Annotated in this window: 25 protein-coding genes; 12 read left to right on the forward strand and 13 right to left on the reverse strand. The window is 42.1% G+C overall.

Annotation, left to right across the window (positions count from 1 at the left end):
* Positions 1-22: 22 nt before the first annotated feature.
* Entirely contained in the window at positions 23-1039 is a 1017-nt protein-coding gene (gene sohB, locus M9899_03620; protein ID MCO5113245.1) for a protease SohB, read from the reverse strand.
* Between the two features lie 86 nt (positions 1040-1125).
* Between sohB and M9899_03625 the strand changes: the two genes are divergently transcribed.
* A complete protein-coding gene (locus M9899_03625) occupies positions 1126-1641 on the forward strand; it encodes a hypothetical protein (GenBank protein MCO5113246.1) in 516 nt (171 codons plus the stop codon).
* On the opposite strand, the gene M9899_03630 is transcribed toward M9899_03625, so the two are convergent.
* Positions 1592-2317 (reverse strand): hypothetical protein, encoded by a 726-nt coding sequence (locus tag M9899_03630; GenBank protein ID MCO5113247.1) that lies wholly within the window; start codon positions 2315-2317, stop codon positions 1592-1594. The genes M9899_03625 and M9899_03630 overlap by 50 nt on opposite strands.
* Positions 2318-2346: 29 nt before the next feature.
* On the opposite strand from M9899_03630, the gene M9899_03635 reads away from it, so the two are divergent.
* The 3 genes from M9899_03635 to M9899_03645 all read left to right on the forward strand — a co-directional run bounded on the left by M9899_03635 (position 2347) and on the right by M9899_03645 (position 6465).
* Positions 2347-3564 (forward strand): MFS transporter, encoded by a 1218-nt coding sequence (locus M9899_03635; protein MCO5113248.1) that lies wholly within the window; start codon positions 2347-2349, stop codon positions 3562-3564.
* A gap of 90 nt (positions 3565-3654) precedes the next feature.
* Complete coding sequence (locus M9899_03640; protein ID MCO5113249.1) at positions 3655-4956, forward strand: insulinase family protein; 1302 nt, start codon at positions 3655-3657, stop codon at positions 4954-4956.
* Positions 4957-4986: 30 nt separating this feature from the next.
* Positions 4987-6465: an insulinase family protein gene (locus M9899_03645; GenBank protein MCO5113250.1), complete on the forward strand. Its 1479-nt coding sequence runs from the start codon at positions 4987-4989 to the stop codon at positions 6463-6465.
* Between the two features lie 94 nt (positions 6466-6559).
* Here the strand turns inward: M9899_03645 and M9899_03650 are convergent, their stop codons facing one another.
* Positions 6560-7318, reverse strand: coding sequence for a hypothetical protein (locus M9899_03650; protein ID MCO5113251.1), 759 nt, complete (start codon positions 7316-7318; stop codon positions 6560-6562).
* Between the two features lie 67 nt (positions 7319-7385).
* A complete protein-coding gene (locus tag M9899_03655) occupies positions 7386-9185 on the reverse strand; it encodes a S8 family serine peptidase (protein MCO5113252.1) in 1800 nt (599 codons plus the stop codon).
* 175 nt (positions 9186-9360) lie between these two features.
* On the opposite strand from M9899_03655, the gene M9899_03660 reads away from it, so the two are divergent.
* Entirely contained in the window at positions 9361-10263 is a 903-nt protein-coding gene (locus M9899_03660; protein ID MCO5113253.1) for a LysR family transcriptional regulator, read from the forward strand.
* Between the two features lie 176 nt (positions 10264-10439).
* Here the strand turns inward: M9899_03660 and M9899_03665 are convergent, their stop codons facing one another.
* Genes M9899_03665 through nrdR form a run of 4 tightly spaced genes read right to left on the reverse strand, consistent with a single transcriptional unit; the run spans position 10440 to position 12601 of the window.
* The gene (locus M9899_03665; protein ID MCO5113254.1) at positions 10440-11282 is read right to left on the reverse strand and encodes a kinase/pyrophosphorylase; all 843 of its coding nucleotides are present in this window, start codon (positions 11280-11282) and stop codon (positions 10440-10442) included.
* Positions 11279-11758, reverse strand: a complete 480-nt coding sequence (locus M9899_03670; GenBank protein ID MCO5113255.1) for a hypothetical protein — start codon at positions 11756-11758, stop codon at positions 11279-11281. Before M9899_03670 ends, M9899_03665 begins: the two co-directional genes overlap by 4 nt.
* Positions 11742-12146 (reverse strand): transcription antitermination factor NusB, encoded by a 405-nt coding sequence (gene nusB / locus M9899_03675; GenBank protein MCO5113256.1) that lies wholly within the window; start codon positions 12144-12146, stop codon positions 11742-11744. The genes M9899_03670 and nusB overlap by 17 nt, the downstream gene beginning before the upstream one ends.
* Positions 12146-12601, reverse strand: coding sequence for a transcriptional regulator NrdR (gene nrdR / locus M9899_03680; protein ID MCO5113257.1), 456 nt, complete (start codon positions 12599-12601; stop codon positions 12146-12148). The genes nusB and nrdR overlap by 1 nt, the downstream gene beginning before the upstream one ends.
* 121 nt (positions 12602-12722) lie before the next feature.
* Between nrdR and M9899_03685 the strand changes: the two genes are divergently transcribed.
* The 5 genes from M9899_03685 to M9899_03705 all read left to right on the forward strand — a co-directional run bounded on the left by M9899_03685 (position 12723) and on the right by M9899_03705 (position 17978).
* On the forward strand, positions 12723-13424 hold the full coding sequence (locus M9899_03685; GenBank protein ID MCO5113258.1) for a hypothetical protein: 702 nt from the start codon (positions 12723-12725) through the stop codon (positions 13422-13424).
* A gap of 59 nt (positions 13425-13483) precedes the next feature.
* On the forward strand, positions 13484-14935 hold the full coding sequence (locus M9899_03690; GenBank protein ID MCO5113259.1) for an RsmB/NOP family class I SAM-dependent RNA methyltransferase: 1452 nt from the start codon (positions 13484-13486) through the stop codon (positions 14933-14935).
* A gap of 192 nt (positions 14936-15127) precedes the next feature.
* The gene (locus M9899_03695; protein ID MCO5113260.1) at positions 15128-16447 is read left to right on the forward strand and encodes a dihydroorotase; all 1320 of its coding nucleotides are present in this window, start codon (positions 15128-15130) and stop codon (positions 16445-16447) included.
* Positions 16448-16488: 41 nt separating this feature from the next.
* Complete coding sequence (locus M9899_03700) at positions 16489-17124, forward strand: hypothetical protein (GenBank protein ID MCO5113261.1); 636 nt, start codon at positions 16489-16491, stop codon at positions 17122-17124.
* Positions 17121-17978: a hypothetical protein gene (locus M9899_03705; protein ID MCO5113262.1), complete on the forward strand. Its 858-nt coding sequence runs from the start codon at positions 17121-17123 to the stop codon at positions 17976-17978. Before M9899_03700 ends, M9899_03705 begins: the two co-directional genes overlap by 4 nt.
* A 138-nt stretch (positions 17979-18116) precedes the next feature.
* Here the strand turns inward: M9899_03705 and M9899_03710 are convergent, their stop codons facing one another.
* The 4 genes from M9899_03710 to M9899_03725 all read right to left on the reverse strand — a co-directional run bounded on the left by M9899_03710 (position 18117) and on the right by M9899_03725 (position 21693).
* Complete coding sequence (locus tag M9899_03710) at positions 18117-18602, reverse strand: hypothetical protein (GenBank protein MCO5113263.1); 486 nt, start codon at positions 18600-18602, stop codon at positions 18117-18119.
* Positions 18586-19749 (reverse strand): hypothetical protein, encoded by a 1164-nt coding sequence (locus tag M9899_03715; GenBank protein MCO5113264.1) that lies wholly within the window; start codon positions 19747-19749, stop codon positions 18586-18588. The genes M9899_03710 and M9899_03715 overlap by 17 nt, the downstream gene beginning before the upstream one ends.
* Positions 19750-19904: 155 nt before the next feature.
* Positions 19905-20690 (reverse strand): hypothetical protein, encoded by a 786-nt coding sequence (locus M9899_03720; protein ID MCO5113265.1) that lies wholly within the window; start codon positions 20688-20690, stop codon positions 19905-19907.
* Positions 20691-20862: 172 nt separating this feature from the next.
* Positions 20863-21693 carry a YihY/virulence factor BrkB family protein gene (locus M9899_03725; protein MCO5113266.1) on the reverse strand — a complete coding sequence of 277 codons (831 nt, stop codon included), beginning with the start codon at positions 21691-21693 and terminating at the stop codon, positions 20863-20865.
* Between the two features lie 95 nt (positions 21694-21788).
* On the opposite strand from M9899_03725, the gene M9899_03730 reads away from it, so the two are divergent.
* Together M9899_03730 and M9899_03735 are read left to right on the forward strand one after the other, a co-directional pair.
* The gene (locus tag M9899_03730; GenBank protein MCO5113267.1) at positions 21789-22796 is read left to right on the forward strand and encodes a hypothetical protein; all 1008 of its coding nucleotides are present in this window, start codon (positions 21789-21791) and stop codon (positions 22794-22796) included.
* A 147-nt stretch (positions 22797-22943) separates the two neighbouring features.
* Positions 22944-23585, forward strand: coding sequence for a phosphatase PAP2 family protein (locus M9899_03735; GenBank protein ID MCO5113268.1), 642 nt, complete (start codon positions 22944-22946; stop codon positions 23583-23585).
* Here M9899_03735 and M9899_03740 read toward each other — a convergent pair.
* Positions 23582-23977: an Rrf2 family transcriptional regulator gene (locus M9899_03740; GenBank protein MCO5113269.1), complete on the reverse strand. Its 396-nt coding sequence runs from the start codon at positions 23975-23977 to the stop codon at positions 23582-23584. The two genes, M9899_03735 and M9899_03740, sit on opposite strands and share 4 nt — an antisense overlap.
* Positions 23978-24020: the final 43 nt, after the last annotated feature.

Consider the following 24020-nt stretch of genomic DNA (forward strand, 5'->3'; position numbering starts at 1 on the left):
TACCCTTTGGCTTTTATAGATTTTAAAAGCCCTTCCACATCAAAAGTTGTTCTAGCTTTTCATTTACAATTTTACTGACAGGCTCAGAGATCATGTCCACCAATGATTTTTTCTTGCGGGTGCGGATTTCAAAGATGTCGAAGTCTTTATGTTTTGAAAAAACAAAATCTTCGCTGGTGCTGATTCCGTCGGCTAACTTTAGGTCTACGCATTGATTTCCAAACCAATATTCACCTGTAGCCACTTGATCAATATCCACTTGCGGGCGGTTTTGTGTCACAAAGTTTTTAAAAAGCTGATGGATGTCCTCGAGTTGATCTACAAACTTGGCTCGTCCTTTGTCAGTATTTTCTCCAAATACAGTCAGAGTTCTTTTGTAATTTCCTGCTGTGAGCACTTCATAATCAATGTCATTTTTTTTCAGGAGCTTATGAAAGTTAGGAAGTTGAGCGACAACGCCAATAGAACCTAAAATAGCAAAAGGGGCCGTAAGAATTTCATCAGCCACACAGGCCATCATATAGCCTCCGCTGGCAGCCACTTTATCGACACACACAGTAAGTTTCAGCCCTGCATTTTTAATTCTTAAAAGCTCAGAGGCAGCTAGACCATATCCGCTCACCATACCGCCAGGGCTTTCAAGTTTAAGCATGACTTGGTCTTGTGGGCGTGCGGCCTGAAGTAGGTAAGTGATTTCAGATTTTAAATCTTCGGTTTGGGAGGCCTTAATGTCACCCTCAAAGCTTAAAACAAATAAACGTTTTTTTTCTTCAGAAGTGGCCTGTTTTTTATTTTTCTTCTTTTGTTTTTTGACTTCTTTTTTAAGAGCCTTGGCCTGTTTGGGGTCGGCAAACTTAACTTGCAGTTCTTTTTCGCGCTCTTTAAGTTTTTTAGATGTGTTGGTCATTTGCAAAGTGCTTTTGTCTCCAGCCTTAGCCTTAAGTGAAGCACTGAGGATGTAAGATAGGGCAATAATGAATGCAAAAAGGATGACAGCTGTTTTTAAGAAAAAAACTCCAAATTCAATGACATGTTCCATGAGTATCTCCTAGTCCTTTTACAGATATCTGCTTTTCTAGGCCCAATTGTCTATGTTAAACTCGAAGTGACACGGAGGGCTGATCTATGTGCTTTTTAACTAGAGTATGTTTTGTGATGGGCCTAGGTCTGTTGGTGGGGCTAAGTACGGCATTTTCTGCTGTGACTCCTGAGAAGACCACAAAGGCCAAATACGATGATTTTTATTCACGACAAAAAAAACTAAAGCAATTCGATAAGGACAGAACCAGCAACACTGATGCCTTTAAACAAAAGCGTCAAAATGCAGATAAAAAATACGAAGAGGCCCGCCAGCAGTATGTGAAAAAGAGAAAGTCTGATCGTGCAGAAGAAAAAGAACGTAAGGCTGAGCAGTGGATGCAAGACCAACAAAAGCGACATGAAGCTCAAAGAGAAAAAGCGCGCGCCAACTATTTAGCAGGTAAAAAGCAAAAATTGAAATATGCTATTCCAGAAAAAGAGGAGTTTGATCTTCATCCTCCACCGCTACAGAAAAAAGAAGTAAAAGAAGAGCCACGTCGACCAAGAGCTTCTAGGTTTGAGGGGCGAGATCTTCGAGGGTCAGGCCGCTTAAGATTTTAATCTGTCTGAAAAAATCCCAGAGAATGAATCCCAGAAAAAACATTAAAGGTAAGCTGATCACCAGCATCCCCATCCAGTTCATTTGGGCAATCTGAGTGTTGAGCACATCTTTTTGCTGTTCCAATGTCTGTGTTGTATCTAAAGGTTGGAAGATATAAAGTCCTAAAAAATAGTTCAGCACACTGCTGATAAAAAATGAAATGGAAAGCAAGTAGGTGGAGCGATTGAGTTGCTTTTCAAATTGCGTCTGGTGCCCTTGCTCTTCAATTTTTTGTTTTAAGAGATCAGAGTTTAAAACCCCAGATTTCAGAATTAAAAAAGACATAAATGGTTTTTTCATACGAATAGAGGCCAAAACCCCAAGTCCTAAGATCAAGGGCACAGCGGCCTCTTTGATCGCAAACCAGTGACCTTGAAGGGTTGCCAGCGCAAATCCCCCAGTGACCAGTGTATTGATGAAACCAATGATGGACAGAAGGTTTTTGTTGTCTCGACGAATGTAATCTAGAAGCCCATAGAATAGGGGAAAGCAGAGAGCCACAATAAGGGAAAGAGTGGCCGCTCCGTCAAAACCACCGAGTAGTTTCCCCCCTTTTTGCAAAATGAGAACAGGGATGATGAGATTGAATGCTAAACTGAGGAATACGTTTTCCTGTTGTGGTTTTTTGCTAGCCATTGTTTGTCCTTCCATAGTAAGAATTTGGCATGAACACAGTTGATATCCCATCCCCAAAGCAAAGCGTCACAGTCTCTTCGGCCATTTTTTGGGGTCCAGTTTTATTGGCCTTCTTCAGTCTGATCACATTAGGGTGGCTCGACAATGCTAGAGGTCCACTTTATCCCCAAATTCTAGAGGGATTAAGCTTAAGTCATGTGCAAGGGGGAGCTTTTTTTGCTGTGGCTTCCTTTATGGCAGTGATTGCTAATTTTTTAGTGCCCACATTGCTGAAATACTTTTCTTCGGTGAGCACTTTACTTATTGGACTGGTGTGCACGATGATCTTTGTGGTGGGACTGTCATTTTCCACGTGCTTTGAAATTTTAATAGGCGCAGCTGTCTTTTTTGGTTTAGCTTTGGGGATCATTATGGTCACCATCAATATTGTGATTGAAGAGTTTGTGCCTAAGTCCAAGCAAAGGTCATTCTTATCTGTGATGCACTCTTTGTATGGACTGGCGGCCTTTCTATCGCCTCTGCTGATTGGGTATATCCTTGCATGGCCCATCAAGTGGTCCAATGCCTTTTTGCCCATACTCTTTGTAAGTGTTCCGTTATTTATCTTTGGTGTGTGGCAGTGTTTACGAGTGAAAAAAGGTCAGGTGCCCTCTGCTGGAGTGGTGTCAGAAGTGGGTCTAAGTGCAGATTTGATGGTGACTCACAAAAAAGAGGTGTTGATCTTTTGGAGTTTATTTCTTGCATGTTATGTGTCTAGTGAACTCTACTTTTCCACACGATTGACTATTCTATATCAGGAAGGGTTGGGACAGAATTTGGAGCTATCCAGAAAGTTTCTGTCTTTTTTCTTTTTAGGGCTTTTTGTTGGTCGAGTGATCAATAGTGTTTTGCCTGTCAAAGTCAGTGGGAAAAGCATTATCATGCTGTCGCTTCTTACGTCTTTGATCTGGTTGATATTTTGTATTGTATTTGAACCCACATGGATATGGTTTATGGGATTTCTAATGGCTCCTGTTTACCCCGTGACTGTCTCTGAAATTGCTAAACAGGCAGGACATGAATTTAAAAAGATTTCAGCGATGGCCATTGCTGTCAGTTCTTTTGTGGTGGTGATCATGCACATGCTTGCGGGGGTGATCGCAGATGAGTGGGGTTTAAAAAACTCCATGTATATTCCTGTCTGTTTTTTGATCTTAGGTTTGGGGCTTGTTGTCACAAACTGGCCTCGATTAGATTTCTCTAAGTGATGCGCTGCAAGTTATTGGTCAGCCCATTTCGCACTATGATGTATATGCAAAAATACAGTTTTTTAGCAAAAAACAACATTGAGGTGAAAGATGAGGATGTTTATAGCTGTAGCATTTCTGGTGTTTGGAATGGCTCAGGCGTCAGCCCAGGAACTGAAGTTAAACGTAGAAAAGTATAAACTCAAAAATGGAATGACGGTCTTACTTCATAAAGACAATCGTGTGCCTATGGTGACGGTCAACCAATGGTATCATGTAGGGTCTTACGATGAAGAACCTCACCGTACAGGCTTAGCCCATTTCTTTGAGCACTTGATGTTTAAAGGAACAAAAAAATATGCTTCAGGATCTTTTGATGCGATGTTGACAGAGCTGGGGGCTTCTAACAACGCCTTCACCTCTTCAGATTATACGGGCTACTACGAGATGCTTCCTGCTGCGGGACTTGAAAAGGTGTTAGAGCTAGAGGCCGATCGTATGGTGAATCTGACCCTAGACATGGATGAAATCCAAAAAGAAAGAGAAGTGGTCAAAGAAGAACGCCGTATGCGTGTGGATAACTCTCCCTCGGGTTTAGCTTTTGAAACATTGATGGGTATGACCTTTGAGGGGCATCCTTATGGTTGGTCTGTGATTGGTTCTATGGATCACTTAAACGCCACCTCTATGGATGACTTTAAGGCTTTTTATAAAAAATATTATGCCCCTAATAATTCAGTCTTAGTGATTGTGGGGGATTTTAATGTCGAGCAGGTGAAAAATTGGATTGATAAATACTATGCTGCTATTCCTGCTTCTGAAATTCAAAAAAAACAACCACCAGCGTTTAAACCTCAAACCGCAAGAAGATATAAACGCATCGAGAAGTTTGATACTCGTATGCAAGGAATCTTTTTTAGAGTGCCTGGCATTGGTCAAAAGGATGCCTATGTTTTAGATATTCTGGCTGAGGCTTTGGGTGGTGGTGAAGACAGTCGTTTGCATAAATCTTTAGTAGATCAAATGCGACTAGCTTCTAACGTGAGTGCGTGGAACTATTCTCTCAATCACAGTGGGGTGCTGGGGCTTAACATCAATATGATTGGCAAAAGTCGCTTTGATCTTGTTGAGAGTGAAATTTTACGTGAGCTTGAAAGAATCAAACAAAAAGGTCTGTCAGAGACAGAGCTAAAGCGAACTAAAGATCGCATCATGCTTGACTTCACCACGGCACTGGCGACTGGAAGTGGTAAAGGGCGAGTTCTTGCGGCCACAGAGTTGATCCGTGGAGACTATAAAGAGTTCTTTAATGATTTAAAGGTTTATGAGTCTGTGACAAATGATGAAATCAAACAAGCGGCAAAGAAGTACCTCTCCAGAAATCAAGCCAATGTATTGAGCTTAGGAAAGTAATTCTTGGACATGGAATTTTAGGAAGTGAATATGAAACAATTTAATAATGAGAAAAATAATACGAGTGATCAAATGCAAAAGACAGGATCGTGGATAACATCTTTATGTTCTTTCGTTCTAGGAATTTTACTGATAGCGGGTCTGGGTGGATGTTCTTCAACCTCCTCTACTGCGACCACAAAATTTCATTTTCCCCAGTTTGAAACTGTGGTTTTAGAAAATGGTGTGACTCTCTATTTTGTTAAAGATTCTAGCTTACCCTACATGAGCTTACAGGCTTTGTTTGATGTAGGTTCATCCTTAGACCCTGCGGGCAAAGAGGGCTCAGCAGTACTTATGTTTGAAATGTTAAAAGAAGGTTCAAAAAACCGTCCTGGCTCTAAACTTAAAGAGGCCTACTCTAACTTAGGAACCTCGTTGTCTGTCAGTGTAGAGCGTGATTTTGCGTCCTTAAGAACCAAAGCTTTATCCAAATACAGTGATCAGGCGACCAGTCTATTTGTTGAGACCATCACCTCACCTGAATTTGGTAAAAAAGAATTTGAAAGACGCAGAAACTCCCAAGTGGCTGAACTGGAACGCTTCATGGAAAGTCCTCAGGTTTTTGTCAGCATGTTATTTTACTTTAATCTTTTTGGAAAAGATCATGCTTATGGAATGCCTGTTCCAGGAACCTTATCTGCGGTCAAAGGTATGAATGTCGCCGATATCGAAAACTTCTATAAAAGCTACATGAATCCTTCACGTATGCACATTGCCATATCTGGGCTTTACTCTGAATCTTCTAAGCAGATTTTAATGCAGAAGTTAGGAGCCTTAAAGGCCCATGAGGGTTCGAACTTAAAGGCCAAGACCTTTGCGCAAGTGAAAGAGGTGCCTACAAAGATCATCTTTGTGGATAAACCTAATATGGCTCAAGCAGAAGTGCGTATTGGTTACCAGAGTATGAAGCGTAACAATCCTGAATTTGTTAAATTTCAGGTTGCAAATGGAGTTGTTGCGGGAGGTGATTTTTCATCTCGCTTGATGCAAGAGGCGCGTGTGAAGCGTGGACTTGTGTATGGCATTCACGGTTCCCCACAAGGTTTAAAAGAAGAGGGCCCAATTATATTTGCGGCTTCTACTCGTCATGAAAAGATCTCAGAACTTTTACAAGTGGTCTTACAACAGGTTGAAAGCGCTCGTTTAGATGGCGTCACAGCTAAAGAGTTAAAAGATCAAAAAGCGACCATCTTAGGACAGCTTCCTAGAAGTTTTGAAACCACAGAGTCCTACATTGCCAGAGTCATGCAGTATAAACTTTATGGTTTTGATGAAGACTATTTAAATACTTATGTCAAAGATGTGGCGTCAGTTTCAGTCAAAGATGCAAGTGCTATATTGGCTAAATACTACAGAAACACAAATTTACAAATCACAATCCTAGGTTCAAAAGCCAGTTTGACTCCAGACTTTGAAGAGCTGGGCATTCCTATTGAATACAAAAACTACAAGTCTTTGGGGCTTTAGAAATAAAAAAAACTCAGATGCCTGTTTGGGTCACCTGAGTGGGGAAACATTTTAGAAGTAGAGGCCAATTTAGACATCTAAATTGGCTTTTTTATTAACCACGTTTTTTAAATTTATCTTTTTGTAGCATATAGAAACCCGCACCACCTGCGGCCACAAGAAGAAGCCCGATGAGGATGCGTGTTGCGGTTTGGTTGTCACCACCAGATTCTGCATACATGTTTTCATCACCCAATTCGCTTTCGTCTAAAGTGGCGCCTATGGGTAGTGCATACAGATCGTCTTCTCTTTTGCGTAGGGCTCCACCTGATCCTGCTAAGATGTCATCAGAGGCTACGATTCTTAAAGACTGAATGGCTTTCATAAAGTCTTGGGCATATTTGGCGTAATGATCCTTGTGGGCACTAAAGGTCACAAGAACTGCAATCTGTCCTTTTACTGTAGCAAGATAGCGAGTGTAGTACTCTTGCACCTCACTGCCTAAATGAATCCCATCCATCCAGTCTTGCATAGAAATTTTACGAGGCCGTACTTGTTTGATTTGTGATTTGTACTTTTGACCTTTGGCATTTACGAGGTTGCGCTCTGTTTTTAAGTGTCCCTCATACAAAGTTAAAGAGTCACTTGGCCCTTTTTCTTTAGCCGTTAGGATGATGATCGCTTCACGCTTTTCGTTATTTTTCTTTACAAATTTATTGATACAAACCCATTCAGTACCTTCAAGCTCACAGTCCCAATTTGCAGGAAGCTCAAACTGTACGTAAGAGTTTTTAAATAATTTAGCATGTACACTTGGGGCGACAAATAGAAGTCCAAAGATGCAAAGACCAGTAAGTATGATGTGTGTTCTCATGTTGTTCTCCATAATGTGATTTTACACATTATGGAGAAGATTCAAAACGCTTATCAAGGGAACAGGTCTAAGGTTGGCTTGCTAGATTTGTAGATGTTGGAGTAGGTACTGGAGCTAGATCAAGGGCTGAGTTTGCGGTTAAGACTTTTCCAGATAAAATTTTACCTTCAAGAGCACTGGCCTTATGTCCTGCTTGTTTAAGGATTTGGCTGACTTCAGGCGCGGTCAAAGAAGAATTATAAGAAAACACAAGAGCGGCAATTCCCACAGCAATGGGTGTGGACATGGAAGTTCCTTGCGAAGGAAAGAATAAAAGTCCATCGGGGTTAGGGATGTAAGTGGAATACAGCATTCCATCGTAGGGTCTGCGATTTGCAAAATCAAAATCTTCTCCACCATAAGTGGCGATGTGTACGCTCTTAGAGCCGAAATTAGAGTAGTAAGACAGGCGATCAAACTCATTGACGGCGGCCACACTGAGAAGATTAGGAGAAGTGAGCCCTGAAGGCATGTGCAGAATTCTATCTGTGTCGATGCCTAAGCCCGAGTTAGGATCGCCATTTCCAGCAGCAGCGACAAGAAGCACATCTGCGTGTTCAGCAAGTTTTAAGATTCGATTTTCAATGGCAGCTGGTGGACGGTAGCTCCCAAAGGACATGTTGATGACCTTGGCTCCCATTTCAATGGCGTAAGTTAAACCTTGTAGTGTCGTTCCTAGGTCTGACATGGCCTCGGCATTAGATACTTTTACGGGTAAAATTTTAGCATCAGGGGCTACACCCAAAAGTTTTCCTGCAGCAAGACCAGCGATATGGCTTCCGTGTCCATTGTCATCAAAAGGGTAGGGGTCATTGTTGACGAAATCCCAACCATGGATGTCCCCGCGATAGCCATTGCCATCTTGATCTGAATTATAATCGGTTTCTTTAGTATTGATAAAGATATTGTCTACAAGGTGGGGGTGGTTATAGTTCACACCACTGTCAACCACAGCGATTAAAACACCTTGGCCCGTAGATTTTTTATGAGCTTGTCCAAGTTCTAGCTTGTGTAAAAACTTTTGCACTGAAACACGGGCATCCATAGCTACTACAGAAGGCTTAAACTCTTCATTTCCTGTAACTAAAAGTTTAGCGGTTTCAACATGGCACACACTTTTGATGTCTTGAGCAACAACAAGGATGCGGTAAACACCCATGGTGTCCAAAGTTAATCTTAAAGTTTGATCCGCATAGATGTCTTTGGCATGAGAGCCTAGTGGAGATTCAATAACAAAGGACAGTTTTAAGTCTCCACCCGTGAAGGCATGAGGTTGGCTTTGAGACGCATCTAAGATCACAGTCTCGCCGATCTCCAGAGGGGCTCGTCGCTTTAAATTGTCTGAAACAGGTAGAATTTTGATGACAGGTTTTAGGCCGTTGCTTTTGCAAGTTTGAAAGTTAATCTCTTCGCCGATCACTTTTAAGCCGTGGTATTGAGTGTTATCAATTAAGTCTTGAGCCGCAGAGAAATTTTGGGCCGCAAAAAGCCCCGTCAATGTGTCAGCATCACTGGTGCTTTGTTTTTTGATATAAAATTCATTCTTTTGAATCAGAGCGGAAGGAAAATGTTTAGCAAGCTCTTCGTGGCTGTCTTCGGAAAGGACTTCATAAAATCCATGCTGTTCGGAAAGAATGCGTATTTGTGCAGCAGGCTTTGCTGATAAATACTTTTCTTTTTCGCTAGGTTCTGCTCCTAAAATAAGCTGACCTAACTCACTTTCGCTTTGTGGTGCGCCATATCTGACTTGATCTGCACCGCCACAAGCGATAAGAAGGTGAGTCATTGATACTAGAAAAATTCCTTTAGTGACGAAAAAAGACTTCATGTCTTATACCCCCATCTGTTCCCACAATTATTCTGGCCTAAGGTCCTGAATAAAGTCATCTAAAGAAAAATTTACACTGCTGATAAGTTATGCTTATACTTTGTTGCCATCCTGCACTAATATAAGGATTTGAGGATGATGCGTATTACAAAAACGCATAATGGAGGCTAAAATCATGAATATTCAGCAATTAGCAACGTTTTGTACGGTCGTCAGCGAAGGAAGTATGACTGCTGCGGCTGAAAAACTGTTTTTGACTCAGCCCGCAGTGAGCCAACAGATCCGAAACTTAGAGGATGAAGTCAATTGTGAGCTTTTGGTTAGGGGTGTGCGTAGCGTTAAACCGACCCTGCAAGGGCAGCTTTTATATGATTACGCTAAGCGCATTTTGCATCTGACAGAGCAAGCCGAAGTGGCTTTGCAGGCCATGTCCAACGAACTTTCAGGTGAAATCCGCATTGGGACCTTAAACTCTTTGGGACTTTACCTTATCAGCCCTGTCATTGGTCTGTTTATGAAGCACAATACAAAACTTAAGATCAAATTGATTTATGGCTCGATCCATAACCTAGTGAAAGACTTAGATGAGGATCAGTTAGATGTTCTTATTTTGCCAGAGCCTACTTTTGAAGTTTCAGATAAATTTAAAAGCTTAGGTAAAAAGTTTTTAATGACAGATGAAATGTGGCTGGTAGGTTCAGGTCGTGACTCGTCTTTACCACAAAGAGTGGCTTTAAAAGATTACGTTGCCAATCAAGTGATCTATTTCACCGACAAGTACGTCGGATTCCAAGCCCAACTTGATGAACATCTCAAAGCTCAAGGTTTAAAATTAAACCCCATTTTTGAATCCGATAACGTAGGTACATTAAAACGAGTGATCGAAACTGGCCTAGGCTGGGGCTTCTTACCCGCTCACAGCATTAAAAAACAAGTACGCACAGGCCGCCTAAGTAAAATCATGGTGGAAGACGTCCGCTTTAGCACATCTGTAAACATGTATTATAAAAACACAAAAGAAGTGAACGATATTGTTGAGGTGCTTTTCCGCGCCGTCCGCCAACAAGCCCTAAACTAAAACACCAACTGAGCCTCTTGCGCTTGGTCTTTGGGTTGTATTTTTTTATATATGGTCGAAATGCGAGTTCGGCTTGGCGTGCTTTTGCGAACGCAAAGGCATGCCAAACGTCACTGTCTGAGCATTTTGAGTATATATAAAAAAATACAACCCAAAGACCAAGCGCAAGAGGCGGCTTAGAATAGAGGATCCATGCTTTTGCCGAGACGGGCGGCGACGATGCGGGCGACTTCTGCGGCTGTTTCTTCTAAGGCGCGGTCGGTGACGTTGACGATCGGCCAGCGTCTGTTTTTTTTGAAGATGTCGTTGGCGTAATCTAATTCTTTTTGGATATGATCTAGATTTGCGTATTCGCCGCCTGGGTCTTGGCCGAAGTTTTCTAGGCGTTTGCGGCGGATCAGGTGAAGTTTGTCTTCGTTAATGGTGAGGCCCACAATCTTTCGTTGATCGACTTCAAAGAGTTCATCTGGCAGTGATGTTCCTAAAACCAGAGGGATATTTGCAACCTTCCAGCCTTTATGACTTAAAAATATAGAAAGTGGAGTTTTGCTGGTGCGGCTGATACCCACCAAAATGATATCGGCTTTGTCTAGTTGAGATAAAGTTTTGCCATCATCATGCCTTACAGTAAACTCAATGGCTTCGATGCGTTTAAAATACTTATCATCAACAGTACGTAAAAGTCCTGCTTGCAAATGTTCGCGTTTTTGCAGATCAAAAAATAAGTCCAATTGCTCTAAGACAGGGCCTAAGAGGTCTACACTGGGTACATTCAAGGATTGAGATAAATTTTGGATGAGTTCTCGCATGCTTTTGCTCACAAGCGTGTAAACCACAAAACCGTTTTCTTCCTTCACCTCTTCCATCGTGCGTTCGATTTGAGAGGGGCTTCTGACGTTTTTGACACGAATGATCTTAATGTCTGAGTTATGGTACTGCACAAGAGCGGCCTGTAACATACTCATGGCCGTTTCACCTGTTCCGTCAGAAAGCACATAGATTTTTTTATTTTGTATCATAGAGGATCGGGCTCGCAGGTGACGACTTCAAGTTGGAAGTTTTCAAATCGACTTTGTTCAGCCATAAGACCTTTTAAAAAATCTTCGATCTGATTCGACCCCCAAAATATACGAATAGTATTTAAATTTAACTCTGTGGCCTTTTTATGAAGTTCAACCAACCAGTTTTGTAATCCCACATCGACATTCAGAGCTAATATTCCTTTATTGGGGAAAATATTTTGCGTGTACACCAGAACATTGTTTTCAGGTAAAGTCTTCTGATCCGAAAATGGCATCTGTTCGTCTTTGATGACTTTTTTTAAAGTGTCAGAGAATGTGGGTTGTTTCTTGTAAACCCAAAGTGTCATTTGGGAAGAGGTGTACCAGTTGAGTTTTTTAAACCAAGTGCTATGGGGACTAAAAGGAACGGCCCATAGATCTGCTCCTGGTACAAATGTAGAAGCTAGTTGTGAAATCTCATTCAGTTGCCCCATGTTCCTTCCCCCATTGATCAAGCACCCCATTGATGAAGCCTACGGAGTCTTTAGAGCTGTACACTTTTGCCACCTCTAGGTTCTCGTTTATGGCCACTTTAAAAGGCGTTAGATTTAGTTTAATCTCTGCGATGGCAATTCTCAACAGAAGAAGATCCACTAGTGCAAGACGTTCAAGTTTCCAGTTATTGGCAAGGGACGCAATTTGTTGATCAAGATCCTCGCGGTGAGCATGAACATAAGAGGTGACCGCCTGAATGAACTCCCAATTGACGGGTTCGTCTTTAATGAAGTACTCGCGAAAGTGCTTTAAGCTTTCATCAAGGGGATTTTGGGTGAACTCTTGTTGAAACAAAATTTTAAGCGTGTTTTCACGCGTGGCACGCATTAGACCCACTTTGGATCTCCACCTAAGGTTTCTACGAATTCGTTCACTTCACGGAAGGTCATATACACGCTAGCAAAACGCACGTAAGCCACTTCGTCGATCTTTTTAAGTTCAGTCATCACGTAACGACCGACCAAATCGGCGGCGACTTCTTTTTCTCCACGTTGAAGAATTTTATGACTGATCTTTTCAACAATAGTTTCAAGTTGGGATTGAGCAATAGGACGCTTTTGACAAGCGGCTTGTAAGCCCGCCAAAAGTTTAGTTTTTGAAAAGGCTTCGCGCCGTCCATCTTTTTTGACAATCATGGGATAGTTCAGTTCCACAACTTCGTGAGTGGTGACTCTGGATTTGCACTTTTGGCATTCGCGCCGTCTCTTAATGCTATTGCCAGATTTGCTTAATCTTGTTTCGAGAACTCTTGTATCTTGGTGACCGCAGTAGGGGCAATTCATCTTTCCTGACTCTCCTTAGGTATGGAAAGGTAAAAAGATATTGGCCTGACGTCAAGGTGACGCTAAGTGCCTTTGGACATAAAATAAAAATATGCAACACCGATGCTGCAGAACACTTTTAATGACATCTGTTTTTCTGTTGACTTCTGTAGCAGCGGCCAACGACCCGCATTTTGCAGAAGCACAAAAGTTTTTTTATGAAAGTAAGCAGCTGCAACAAAAAGGCGTTAAGGCGGCACCACCTGCCACAAAATATAACATTCCTCCGTCTGCACAAGCTCGATATGCAACTCCAACAAGAGAAGTGGCTCAGCATGAGGCCGCTCCATCACAGATTACCGCTACGGTAGCCCCACAGCCTCCGCGTAGAACTGCTATCTATTTAAGCTTTATCAATGAAAAGTACGGCGGCACAGATGGAAGCCCCAGTTTAAGAACTAGCCTTGGTTTAGCCATTCCCATTGTGAATGCTAGTGGGGGGCGAACCAAAGGGGAGTTTGTGCTTTTAAGTGATATTCGAGGGGCCAGTGACTGGGGGCGGGTGCGCTTTTACCACCGTGAATCTATAAACATCATTCGTTGGAACTTCACACAACTTGAAGCCTTTGTTGGGGCAGGTTTGGGATATGGCTATGGAGACATGGTAGGGCCCAGTCAAAAGCTTTTTGCCCCTTGGATGGCGGGGGTGTTCTTTAACCAAATTCATAAAGAGCAACCTGTGTTTTATCGGTTTGAAATAGGTCTTACGGGGGACCTCTCTTTTGGCCAAAATGCACATAGTTCTGGCTTTTTTGGAAACATTAGCTTAGGTTACAAACTTTAAAAATCTGTGAAAATGAAACCCACAAAAGTGTTTTCGTAAAGTGTTCAAAAGAAGTCAAAATGTCTAAAAAAGTAAAGTCCTCATCACCCAATTCCTCACGCTCCTCGCGATATTCAGGCTCGAAGTCCGCAAGCTCTTCACGTTCTACTAAGTATTCGAGTTCTAAACCCTCAAACCCTGCGCGTTCCTCTGAACGTTCGGGTTCTAAGTTTGCAAGCACTTCACGATATGCGGAGTCTAAACCTTCAGGTCCTTCTCGAGACTTCGGTTCTAAATCCTCAGCGCGTCCTTCGGGGGCAACTAAAACTACTAATGTGGGGTCTGCTAAAAAGTTTCATCGGCCTTTATTAAAAGAGCTGATTCCTAGTTTGGTACTGGTCTTTGAAGAGAAGAAGCCTGCTTCAAAAGTTTTAGATAATGTTTTTCGTCATAATTTAAGATGGGGCAGTCGCGATCGTAAAGTGTTTGCGGAAGTGTTTTATGAGATCATTCGCAAGCGTTATGCTTTAAGTTACGAGGCCCAAGAAAACATCAATGCGTCTTCAGATATTTTGGCCCACTATTATTTGAAAAAAAATGACTACCATGTTCTAGAAGCTCCTGACTTACGAGGACTGGGGCGTGGGGATGTGAAAAGAGCGCCTCTGTGGATTCGTTACTCGTATTCAGAACGTTTTCACGAAGTGTGTCAGAGCCAGATGACGACTCAACTCAAAGAGTACTATCAGGCCTCAGAAGAGGTGGCTCCTGTGTTTTTACGTGCTAACACACACCTTACAAGTGTGCAGGAGTTAAAGCGGACTTTAGAAGAAGAGGGCATTGCCACAGATAAGGTGCCTGCCTCGACGTCGGCATTAAGGCTGCGAGAAAGACAAAATATATTTAAAAGCCCAGCGTTTAAAAAAGGACTTTTTGAAGTGCAAGATGGGGGCTCGCAGCTGATTGCGCCTTTTTTACAAGCAGAACCAGGGCAGCGAGTGATAGATGCGTGCGCGGGATCAGGTGGTAAGACACTGCACTTAGCCACCTTACTGGGGAACACAGGGAAGGTGTTAGCCTTAGACATTTATGAGTGGAAGCTTGGGGAACTTAAAAAACGCGCCAAAAGAAATTCACTGCAAAATATTGAAACACGACTCATTGAGGGGCAAAAGACCATCAAACGTTTAGCAGATTCGGCAGATCGTTTGCTTTTAGATGTGCCGTGCACGGGCTCGGGTGTCTTTAGACGTAATCCTGATTCAAAATACCGATGGGAAGCCGAAGACTTTGAGCGGATTTATAATTTGCAAAAAGAAATTTTAAACTCCTATTCTAAAATGTTAAAAGTGGGCGGCAAGATGGTTTATTCTACGTGCAGTGTTTTTCATTCTGAAAACCAAAAGCAAGTGGAGGCATTTTTAGCTGAAAATCCTGGTTGGGAACTGGAAGAGACTCGCAGTATTTTTGTGGGTGAGAATGACTTCGATGGCTTTTTTATGGCCAGATTGAAACGAGTGGCCGCTCACTAGAACAGAGAGACTGCTCACTAGAATCCAGTATGGCTTAGGTTTCAGAGATCAATGCAACAGCAATTTACAAAAGCAAAAACCCATACGGGTTTTTTAATTGCTGTGCCTTGAGTTTAGAGATAGGGGCAGGGTGACACAGCCAGTGACAAGCTCAAAGCAGAGGCGTAAAGTGAGACCCAATAGGAGCCTTATATGAGTTATGATTTGGTTTTGGAAAATGCCGAAGTGTTTTATCAAGGAAAGCTACAAAAGCTTAATATGGGCATTGAGTCGGGGAAGATCAAGACTCTGACTGAAGATGCACTTACGGGAAAAACAAAACTGAATCTGCAAGGCAAATGGATTTTACCAGGCTTAATTGACAGTCAAGTTCACTTTCGTGAACCAGGTGCCACACATAAAGAAGACTTGCAAACTGGAACGCTGTCTGCATTAGCGGGTGGAATCACAGCGGTACTTGAGATGCCTAATACCAATCCTTTGACGGTAACTAAAGAAACTTTACAAGAAAAGGTAAATCTTGCCAGTCAAAAAGCATGGGTAGATTTTGGGTTTTTTGTGGGTGCTACTCATAACAACATCGACGAGTTACCTCAACTTGAAAAGCTTGAGGGGTGCTGTGGGGTGAAGATCTTTATGGGCAGTTCTACAGGCTCATTGTTGATGGATGACGATGCCGATCTGGAAAAGGTATTTGCAACGGCTAAGGGCCCTATTGCGGTTCATTGCGAAGATGAAAAAAGACTTTTGGAAAGAAAACCCATTGCCGAGGTTGCGGGTAATCCCTTAGCGCACCCTGATTGGCGAGATGAAGAGTCTGCGTTTATTGCGACAGAAAAAGTCGTGAGATTATCAAAAAAATATAATCACCCTGTGCATGTGCTGCATATTTCTTCCAAAAAAGAAATTCTATTTTTGGCAGAAAATAAAGACGCCAATATCACCGTGGAGTGTACGCCTCAATTTCTGACTTTTGCGGCTCCTGAATGTTATGAAAAGTTAGGAACCTTAGCGCAAATGAATCCTCCTGTAAGAGGGGCAGAGCATCGAGAAGCCTTGATTGAGGGCCTAGTGAATGGAACTGTGGATGTGATGGGGTCTGATCATGCTCCTCATACGCGCGAGGAAAAAGCCAAGCCCTACCCTCAAAGCCCTTCGGGGATGACGGGCGTGCAAACCATTGCCACGGTCATGTTTGGATTTGTGAAGAAAGGGCTAATCACTCTGGAAAGATACGTGGACCTTTTATCGACCAAACCTGCACAGATTTATAAACTTCATCAAAGAGGGAGTATCGAGTTAGGGTGGGAAGCCAACCTTACCGTGATAGACCCCAATGCTGAGATCGAATTTAAACACGAACAGATGCACTCCAAATGTGGTTGGACACCTTTTGATGGGATGACCTTTACGGGTACACCAACTGAGGTGATTTTAAGAGGGGAACTGGTCATGGAAAATGGCCAGGTTTTAGGCGGCTCTCGGGGTAAAATGCTGCATTATGACCGATAAACTCTTGTGAAACGGTCCATCTGGCGTCACACTATAAGGGTATGAACTTCTGGAATTTACTGCTTGAAAACAACGCCTATCTACTTATTTTTAGTGCCACGGGTTTTATCCTGTCGCTGATCTGGTACATCGTATCTGAACGACGCAGAAGAGACCATGTCGAGTCTAAACAGGCCCTCACCGATGAGGCCTCCTTCTTCAGTCAATTTGAAGATTTAGAAAATCCAGCGCTGAAAATCCCTGAGTTTCATAACCCCATTCGCTCGTCGCTTCCTCATAGTGTCAGAACGAAAAAGACAGAAGAACGTATTCAAGATGAAGAGCCCACTCAGGAACCAGAACGCACTCAGGAATCAGAACACACTCATGATGAAGCTTCTGACAAGGCTCACGATGAGCGAGTGCGAGATGCCATTCTGCGAGCAGAAGCTTTAAAGTTTAAACCTAATGAAATTCCACACGTTGAAGAAGAGGCGGAAGAGGATGTGGACTATCCAGAGCCGTCGCAAGAGTCTCAAGCGGTAGATGCCAAACCCGCTGTTATTTCAGAGGAGCAAAAGATCAATGCCGCAAGCTCTGAGATGGACCCTCATTATGATGAAGACGAACAAAAAGTAAAAGAGTTACTTGAACAAATTAAGAAAGACATGCGTGAGCAGGGAGAGCAAACATCATGACATCATTTAATATTTTGTTGGCATTGTTAGTCACAATGGTCAGCCCGTTAAGTGCGTGGGCCAGCGTCCAAAGTGTAGAAGAGAAGTATCAGGAATTAGTTTCTGATCCTGAAAGATTGAAGTCTATTGTTTCTGATAATATTGAAGCCGAAGAACTCCCTCTGGAAGCCTTAACTTATAAAGACTTATATCGTGATATCTCTATTCAACAAAAATGGAACATCCTTGCTGATTTAGCAACTAAATCTCCTGAGTTTGCAAAAGGCATTTATCTGTCCTGTATTGAATCTACAGATTGGTTGTTAAGAGTCGGGGGCCTTAAGTTTTTAGCGACTATGGATGCGCAGCTTGCTATTGAACGTGCACAGAAACTTCTTGAGTCAGACAATGCCTTACTGGTTCGTTCTGCAGCAATGGATGTGCTTTTAGAATTAGGTGGTGTCACCAGAGTGAAAGACACCCTATGGGCCGCTTTAACTGATAAAAAGAACTTTCATCGTGGAAACAGTTTATGGATTCGTCAAAATATCGCTAATGCACTTCTGGCGTTTACAGATATGACAGACAACTCTCAGTGGGCCAACTTCCTTGAAGACAAAGATGTCATCGTACAAACTGCAGCGATCAATGCTCTTGAAAAAAATCATCAAACGCGCTTAGGAAGTCAGACGGACTCTTTAGATGTACGCTCTGCTTTGTGGAAGACCAAGTTGGCAGAAAGCACACGGATTAACCCCATTGCCACTCCAGGCTCGTTGCATTCTGAATTGCCACAAAAACCTACGTCGATTCATTCCCACAAGATTGAACCTCAGTTGACTCCTGACCCTATTGATGAGCCCAGCAGCATGTAACCCTAGGACCACTCACTAGATAGTGAGTGGCATCTTATTTGATATTTTTTTAAAATTTCTTGTAATCATAAGACTACGATTTATAGGGCTAGATTCGTATAAAATGTGGCAGGATCAAAATCTTTTGTGTCCAACAGATCATTTGATTTTGATTCGGCGTAAAACGGTGTCCAGCTCAAGTTGGCGTTGGGTTTTGTAAAATAGTCTTATCTCTTCCCACCCTGATGAGGAGAGCTGTTTCATCGAGCCGACAAAGTCCACTTGGGCTTCGGCCTTCTTTTCGATGTGAACTTGAGTCGTGCGTGGTCCAATTCTAAAGACTTCAATCACCAGAATCTGCCTGTAATTGGAAGGTAAAGGCTCTTCAAAGGGAGCCCGCCACACCTCTCCTGGGCCTAGTTTTTGAGTTTTGATCACCCCACTCTTCTTGTCATTATAATCTAAGGGGTAAGTTCCCATGACGTTCTGTAAGGCGTCCCAAACTCTGTTGTAAGACGCATTATAGAGTTGTGTTTTTCTATTGGTCAGACCAGAGGCTTCAGGGATAGATGTTTGTGAAAAAGCTGGTGTAAAACACCAGCTTGATAGATATAAAGCGATAAGAATTTTAAATTTCAATGGCATTTTTAGTTACAAGTTCCGTAGTTTCAAAAAGAGTTTCATGATCATTAGGAATATCATTGGACGAAGAGGCGTGCAATGAAACTTCGATACGATACTTTTTGCCAGACTGTCTTAAGGTTTCCAGTGCGACTAAGTCTAATTGTCCTGACCATGGGCCAAGTTGGTATGAAGTGTAAATCACTTCGTTGGTGGTGGCATCAAAGACCTGCGCACTTGCTCCAATCGCATTTAATCCTGTAGGGATTTGAGGTGCGGTGTAATTGATGTGTCCCCCTGCGTAGTTCAATTGATCCACAAAACCTAATAGAGGATGAGCATTGGTGTTTGCGCTAAATTGTAAAGACATTTTATAGCGCAAAAGCCCTTTGGTATCGGACTCGGCAAAAGTAGAGTGAAAAAGGCCTGTGAATAAAGCAGAGCGCCCTCTTTCTACTTTGATCTGCGCGCTTCTACTGGGATTGATCACTTTGATGTCTGTAGGATAAAACTTATTTCCTGCAGTAGCTTGTAAAAGAGAGACAGCCACAAAATTAAAATCTCTAGGAACAGAAGTAGGTGCAGCAATGGTGTCTGTTTCGCTCAGGCGGTTTTGACCTACGGCAAGATCTTGAAAGATCACTTGGGGACTGTCTACAGTGGTGCCCACATATTCTGTATAAGAAAGAATATTAAACAAACCAGCAAGTTGTAATAGGGAGGTGCCATTTCTAAAACCATCAATCACATCAGAGAAGGGAAATTGACCATGGAGGATGATCAAAGAGGTGTCCTGTCCAGGCTCAAAGTACAAGCGGTAGTGAGGTTTGTTTAAACGGATAGAAAAAATATATCTCTCTCTTTGATCTGGAAGAGCCACGTTACTGGGTAAATCTAAGTTGTAGCCAAAAACAGAAAGGCGATCTGTCGATGTGCTCATCAGGTCATCAAGTTCAATTTGAAAAAGATCCTGTTTGTTGAAGTTTTTAAGAATAAGACCAAAATCGGCACGACCGTCCTCGCGTAGATTACCATAACCGTTTGTGGAACCTTTAATTTCTACTTGTGCGGATTTTAAATTAGCTTTTGGAGTGTGAACAGAGTTTTCTTTAAAACACCCTGTAAACCAAAATGCAGTGACCACTAATGCTAACGTACTTGTTATTTTCAACTCATCCTCCTTGGTCGAGTTTAATTTTTTGCGTTCCCTTTAAGTTTACGGGGTAAAAAATAAAAAAACCAAGCAAAATGCTTGGTTTCAACGCTATAGGGCGGTAAGAAACCCGCCCCCAGCCTTAAAAGACAGAATTTTTAATAGATTTCTAACTACTGTCTTAAAATTTTAGACTTTCCATCGCCTTGGACAAAGACAGAAATGCCTTGTCTAAATTTACTAAGTGGAGAAGACGCCAACCACTTTACATCCACTTGCATTCCTGCAACGGGTTGGTCGACAGTGCCTAGGTTGACTAAAGAAGGAATGTCTACGCTGGCATCCAAACTGAATCCCCAGCCCACATACACGTTACGTGGATGGACTTGCACGTTAGTGAGGTAAAGACCTTTTCCTTGAATGTCGCCTCCGTAAGTGAACACCACATCAAAATCAAAACGGATCACTTCTACACCAAAATAGTTTTTAAAAGACTGGCTGTAACTTCTGACCGCAGGCACTTGCCAGTTAGACAGTTCATCCCAACAGCGCACACCTCTAGGAAGCGCGTTGGCAGAGTTGTCCATGCTCAGATTCATCACGGGTTGACCAGAAACAATGATCTCCCAAATCTTTTTACCAATGTTAATAATGCCATCTACAACCTTACCTGTTTCGTCTACGATTTCGGCTGCAACTTTGACTTCTTCTTTTACAGGGTCTAAGACTGCTTTACCTGTATCAAAGATTAAGTTAGAGCCCGCAAGATCATCCTGACAAGCCATGTGCATATTGCTTTGAGCGTAATTGTTTAAAGTTTTCTCATCGACTGGAACTTCCATCAATTCGGCTTTCTCGATAGAATAAAATTTTTCAGAATAATTGCTGAATTGATCAAGACTATTAGCCCCTGCTTGCAGGCTAAAAGCCGCTACTACTAAGAAAAGTAATGCTTTCATAAAATCTCCCCTTTGCTTTAGAAAACCACTTTAGGCAGTAAAATTGTCATCAAAGGATGTATTGAATGCAAGAGTTGATTCTTCTTTAAGCACAAATATTGCGGCGCAAGACCAAAGTCTGGTTCAAATCCTAACAAAGCTTACTTTTTAAGCCCACAAAGGAAAGTAGAGCTTATTGCTTGGATAAGGTTTGCCTTATAGCGACGTTAATTTCAGCACCTAGGATGAGTAAAAATCCGATCAAATAGAACCAAAAAAGCATCACAATCACGGCGGCAAGGCTTCCGTAAATATCACTATAGTGAGCCATCTTTTTAACGTAAAGTCCAAAGAGATGAGTGAGGGCCATCGTAGAGACCGTAGTAAAGAGCGCCCCAGGGACTAGGTGTTTGAGCTTTTCTTTTACGCTGAGCCTATACAAGCTTAAGCAAGAGGTGAAGATCAACACAAACAAAGAGAAAAGAGTCAGGGACGAAAATAAACCACTGTCTGCAAGAGGAATATTGTTAAATGTTTCAAGTTTATGGATTGTTTTTCCAAAAACCAAAATCAACAAAGACACAAGTCCCGTAAAACAGATGATCATGATCAACACCACAGATGAAAGCCTATTGGCAATCGCACCTCGACGTCGATGGGATTTATGAACTTGATCAATCTGTCTTACTGCTGCTGTGATCCCGTTACTGACCGTCCAAACGGCGGTCACAGCTGCGATAGACAGGGCGTGCAGCTTCATGCCATTTTCGCCTTTAAATTCACGCAGGGCTCGCAGTAAAACCGTTTGCACATCATCGGGCACGTGTTGTAACAAAAGCAGAAGCTGCTGTTCAAGGTCCTGTAAGGAGAAAAAAGAGAGCAGGATCAGGCTCAGCATCAGAGCGGGCAGGGTGGCCAAAAGAAAATAAAAGGACAGGGCTGCGGCGCCGTCAAAAATAGAACTGGATTTGAGTTGTCTCATTAGCTGCTTTAAAACCAATAAAAAACTTAAGCGTTTAGTCATAGAGTAAGTTGTCGTCCTTTTTTATATTTTAATGTTATATAAGTTCTGCCTAAGAAGGTATTGTTTTTTGATCGCAGCACAGTAAAGGAATGTTTATGGAAAAACTAAAGAGTGTCGGGATTTTGCTTGTCGTACTTTTGGCCTCCCAAAACTCGTGGGCGTGGGGCAAAAGAGGACATCAGATCAGCGGAGAGGTGGCAGCTTTAGTGGCGTCTGAAGTGACTATCAATAATTACTCTGCGCGTTTTTTAGTGGAACACAGTTATGATTTTGGTTTTTACAACAATGTACCTGACCTCGTTTGGAAGAATCCTGCCACTTACAACCAAGAGGCCCATAATCATTTTATGGATATGGAAATTTTTGAAAGAAAGCTAAAGCCCCATAAAGTGGATTTGAAGACAGCTTTTAAAATGACCCGTAAAGAGTTTGAAAAAAAATACCCCGAGATTGAAACCAAAGAAGGGAGAGCATTTTGGAGAGTGAGAGAGTTTGTAACTCACCTTGAAACCGTCACGCAAAAACTCCGAGAATCTTCTGTTCAGATTAAGCAAAAACAACGTAAAGGCGAAAACGTGGAGGACTTAATTAAAAGCCATCGTAAGTTACAGGAGCGATGGTTGGTGTACGCGGGTGTAGTGGGGCATTACGTATCGGATATGGCTCAGCCTTTACATGCCACTGAAAATTATGATGGACAACTTACAGGACAAAAGGGCATTCATCATATTTATGAAACAGACTATGTGAATGAGTTGTATCCACAGATTATGGTGGATGTGCTTAAGCGGGCAAAAAAGCAGTGGTCACAGTTCACTCAAGAACATCAAAACCTTCCGCTGTTAGATTTATTGATCAAAGAGGTGGAGCAGTCGGGTAAAGACTTAAAAACAGTTTTAGATTTAGATAAAAAATTAGGACGCAAAGCAAGCAAGAAGAATGCTCAGAAGTTTAAATCTATTTTAGAAAAGAATTTAGTTCTTGGAAGTTTGACTCTAGCAGAAATCTATCGTCGCAATTTAGGCTGGGAATTTTACGGAGAAAAATTCTATTTTATAGATACTAAGCCAAAATTTATCACGCCTACACATCAAGAGAGATAAATTTTACCAACCCGCAATCCGCGCCGAGCTTGACATCGCCATGGGACAGCCCCAAGAGTGTGACTTGGGGCCTCTCCTCCATGCCCTCTGCGTCATGGTGTTTACCGCAGACCTTCGGTAATGCTAACAAGCCTAAAAGGGGGCTCTATGAGACTTTTTTGCTATCTCATTATTGGTCTTTATTCCTTAAATGTATTTGCGGATTATAATCTGCGAAAGCCTGATACGTATCATGTACTTCCTCCACCTGTAAGTGACTCGGCAGAAGAGCAGCAAGAGTATAAACTTTTACGTGAACGACAAAAAAATCGAACTCAGTCGGAGTGTTATTTTGCAGGACAGGCTGCTTTTGCCACCTTTGAAGTCTTTTGGGAAATTGTATTTGCAGAATATGTTCAAGAGTTTTATCAGACTGCCCCTGTTTTTACTGAGCAAGACATCCAAGATTTTAAAGATCACATCAAAGGTGTTATGAGATACACCGATCGGGTGACTCGGCATTTTAAAAATAAATATAAAAGAGTTCGTCCTTATGACAAAGACAAGAGTTTACAACCCTGCACCTTTATACCTGGGGGCCAAACCTCTTATCCGAGTTCGCATGCGTCTAAGGTCTTTGCATCTGCCTGTGTACTGTCTTCTATGTATCCTGAGCACAAAGACATCCTTATGAGTTACGCTGAATTTATGGCGGACCTTAGGGTTCTGGGCGGTGTCCACCATTCTTCTGACATTGAAACAGGAAAAGATATCGGTCTACAAGTTTGTGCCGAGGTCCTCAAATATTAGAGAGTAATATCGTTAAGGGTCTTTTCTGCAAGAGAATTTAAAAAGCTATCCAAGGCTTTTTTAAGGCTTTGTTTCAGTAAACAGTTTTTCACAAAAGAACAGTCACATCTATTGGATTTAAAACATCCAGCTAAGTGAAAGCTTTCTTCGGTTTCAAGTAAAATTTCTTTAAGTGTTCGGCTTCCAGTATCTTCGTTGATCACAAGGCCGCCTGTGCGACCTCTAGTGGTGGTGATATAGCCGAGTTTGGCCAGTTGATTTGACACTTTGATCAGGTTGTTTTTAGAGACATCAAGCTTTTCAGAAAGCTCATTTAAAGTGGCAGGCTGTTTTTTTTGATTGAGGTACATCAGCACTCGAAATGAATAATCAGTATGATCTGTCAGACGCATAAACTTAAAATCTCCTTAATTAAATCATAACCCCAATTTTAAA

The organism is Pseudobdellovibrionaceae bacterium (assembly GCA_023954155.1).
GTDB lineage: Bacteria > Bdellovibrionota > Bdellovibrionia > Bdellovibrionales > UBA1609 > JAMLIO01.

Bases quoted from the DNA above. Each gene is read 5' to 3' on its own strand.
- sohB (MCO5113245.1), bottom strand. From the start codon at position 1,039: ATGGAACATGTCATTGAATTTGGAGTTTTTTTCTTAAAAACAGCTGTC.
- M9899_03625 (MCO5113246.1), top strand. From the start codon at position 1,126: ATGTGCTTTTTAACTAGAGTATGTTTTGTGATGGGCCTAGGTCTGTTG.
- M9899_03630 (MCO5113247.1), bottom strand. From the start codon at position 2,317: ATGGCTAGCAAAAAACCACAACAGGAAAACGTATTCCTCAGTTTAGCA.
- M9899_03635 (MCO5113248.1), top strand. From the start codon at position 2,347: ATGAACACAGTTGATATCCCATCCCCAAAGCAAAGCGTCACAGTCTCT.
- M9899_03640 (MCO5113249.1), top strand. From the start codon at position 3,655: ATGAGGATGTTTATAGCTGTAGCATTTCTGGTGTTTGGAATGGCTCAG.
- M9899_03645 (MCO5113250.1), top strand. From the start codon at position 4,987: ATGAAACAATTTAATAATGAGAAAAATAATACGAGTGATCAAATGCAA.
- M9899_03650 (MCO5113251.1), bottom strand. From the start codon at position 7,318: ATGAGAACACACATCATACTTACTGGTCTTTGCATCTTTGGACTTCTA.
- M9899_03655 (MCO5113252.1), bottom strand. From the start codon at position 9,185: ATGAAGTCTTTTTTCGTCACTAAAGGAATTTTTCTAGTATCAATGACT.
- M9899_03660 (MCO5113253.1), top strand. From the start codon at position 9,361: ATGAATATTCAGCAATTAGCAACGTTTTGTACGGTCGTCAGCGAAGGA.
- M9899_03665 (MCO5113254.1), bottom strand. From the start codon at position 11,282: ATGATACAAAATAAAAAAATCTATGTGCTTTCTGACGGAACAGGTGAA.
- M9899_03670 (MCO5113255.1), bottom strand. From the start codon at position 11,758: ATGGGGCAACTGAATGAGATTTCACAACTAGCTTCTACATTTGTACCA.
- nusB (MCO5113256.1), bottom strand. From the start codon at position 12,146: ATGCGTGCCACGCGTGAAAACACGCTTAAAATTTTGTTTCAACAAGAG.
- nrdR (MCO5113257.1), bottom strand. From the start codon at position 12,601: ATGAATTGCCCCTACTGCGGTCACCAAGATACAAGAGTTCTCGAAACA.
- M9899_03685 (MCO5113258.1), top strand. From the start codon at position 12,723: ATGACATCTGTTTTTCTGTTGACTTCTGTAGCAGCGGCCAACGACCCG.
- M9899_03690 (MCO5113259.1), top strand. From the start codon at position 13,484: ATGTCTAAAAAAGTAAAGTCCTCATCACCCAATTCCTCACGCTCCTCG.
- M9899_03695 (MCO5113260.1), top strand. From the start codon at position 15,128: ATGAGTTATGATTTGGTTTTGGAAAATGCCGAAGTGTTTTATCAAGGA.
- M9899_03700 (MCO5113261.1), top strand. From the start codon at position 16,489: ATGAACTTCTGGAATTTACTGCTTGAAAACAACGCCTATCTACTTATT.
- M9899_03705 (MCO5113262.1), top strand. From the start codon at position 17,121: ATGACATCATTTAATATTTTGTTGGCATTGTTAGTCACAATGGTCAGC.
- M9899_03710 (MCO5113263.1), bottom strand. From the start codon at position 18,602: ATGCCATTGAAATTTAAAATTCTTATCGCTTTATATCTATCAAGCTGG.
- M9899_03720 (MCO5113265.1), bottom strand. From the start codon at position 20,690: ATGAAAGCATTACTTTTCTTAGTAGTAGCGGCTTTTAGCCTGCAAGCA.
- M9899_03725 (MCO5113266.1), bottom strand. From the start codon at position 21,693: ATGACTAAACGCTTAAGTTTTTTATTGGTTTTAAAGCAGCTAATGAGA.
- M9899_03730 (MCO5113267.1), top strand. From the start codon at position 21,789: ATGGAAAAACTAAAGAGTGTCGGGATTTTGCTTGTCGTACTTTTGGCC.
- M9899_03735 (MCO5113268.1), top strand. From the start codon at position 22,944: ATGAGACTTTTTTGCTATCTCATTATTGGTCTTTATTCCTTAAATGTA.
- M9899_03740 (MCO5113269.1), bottom strand. From the start codon at position 23,977: ATGCGTCTGACAGATCATACTGATTATTCATTTCGAGTGCTGATGTAC.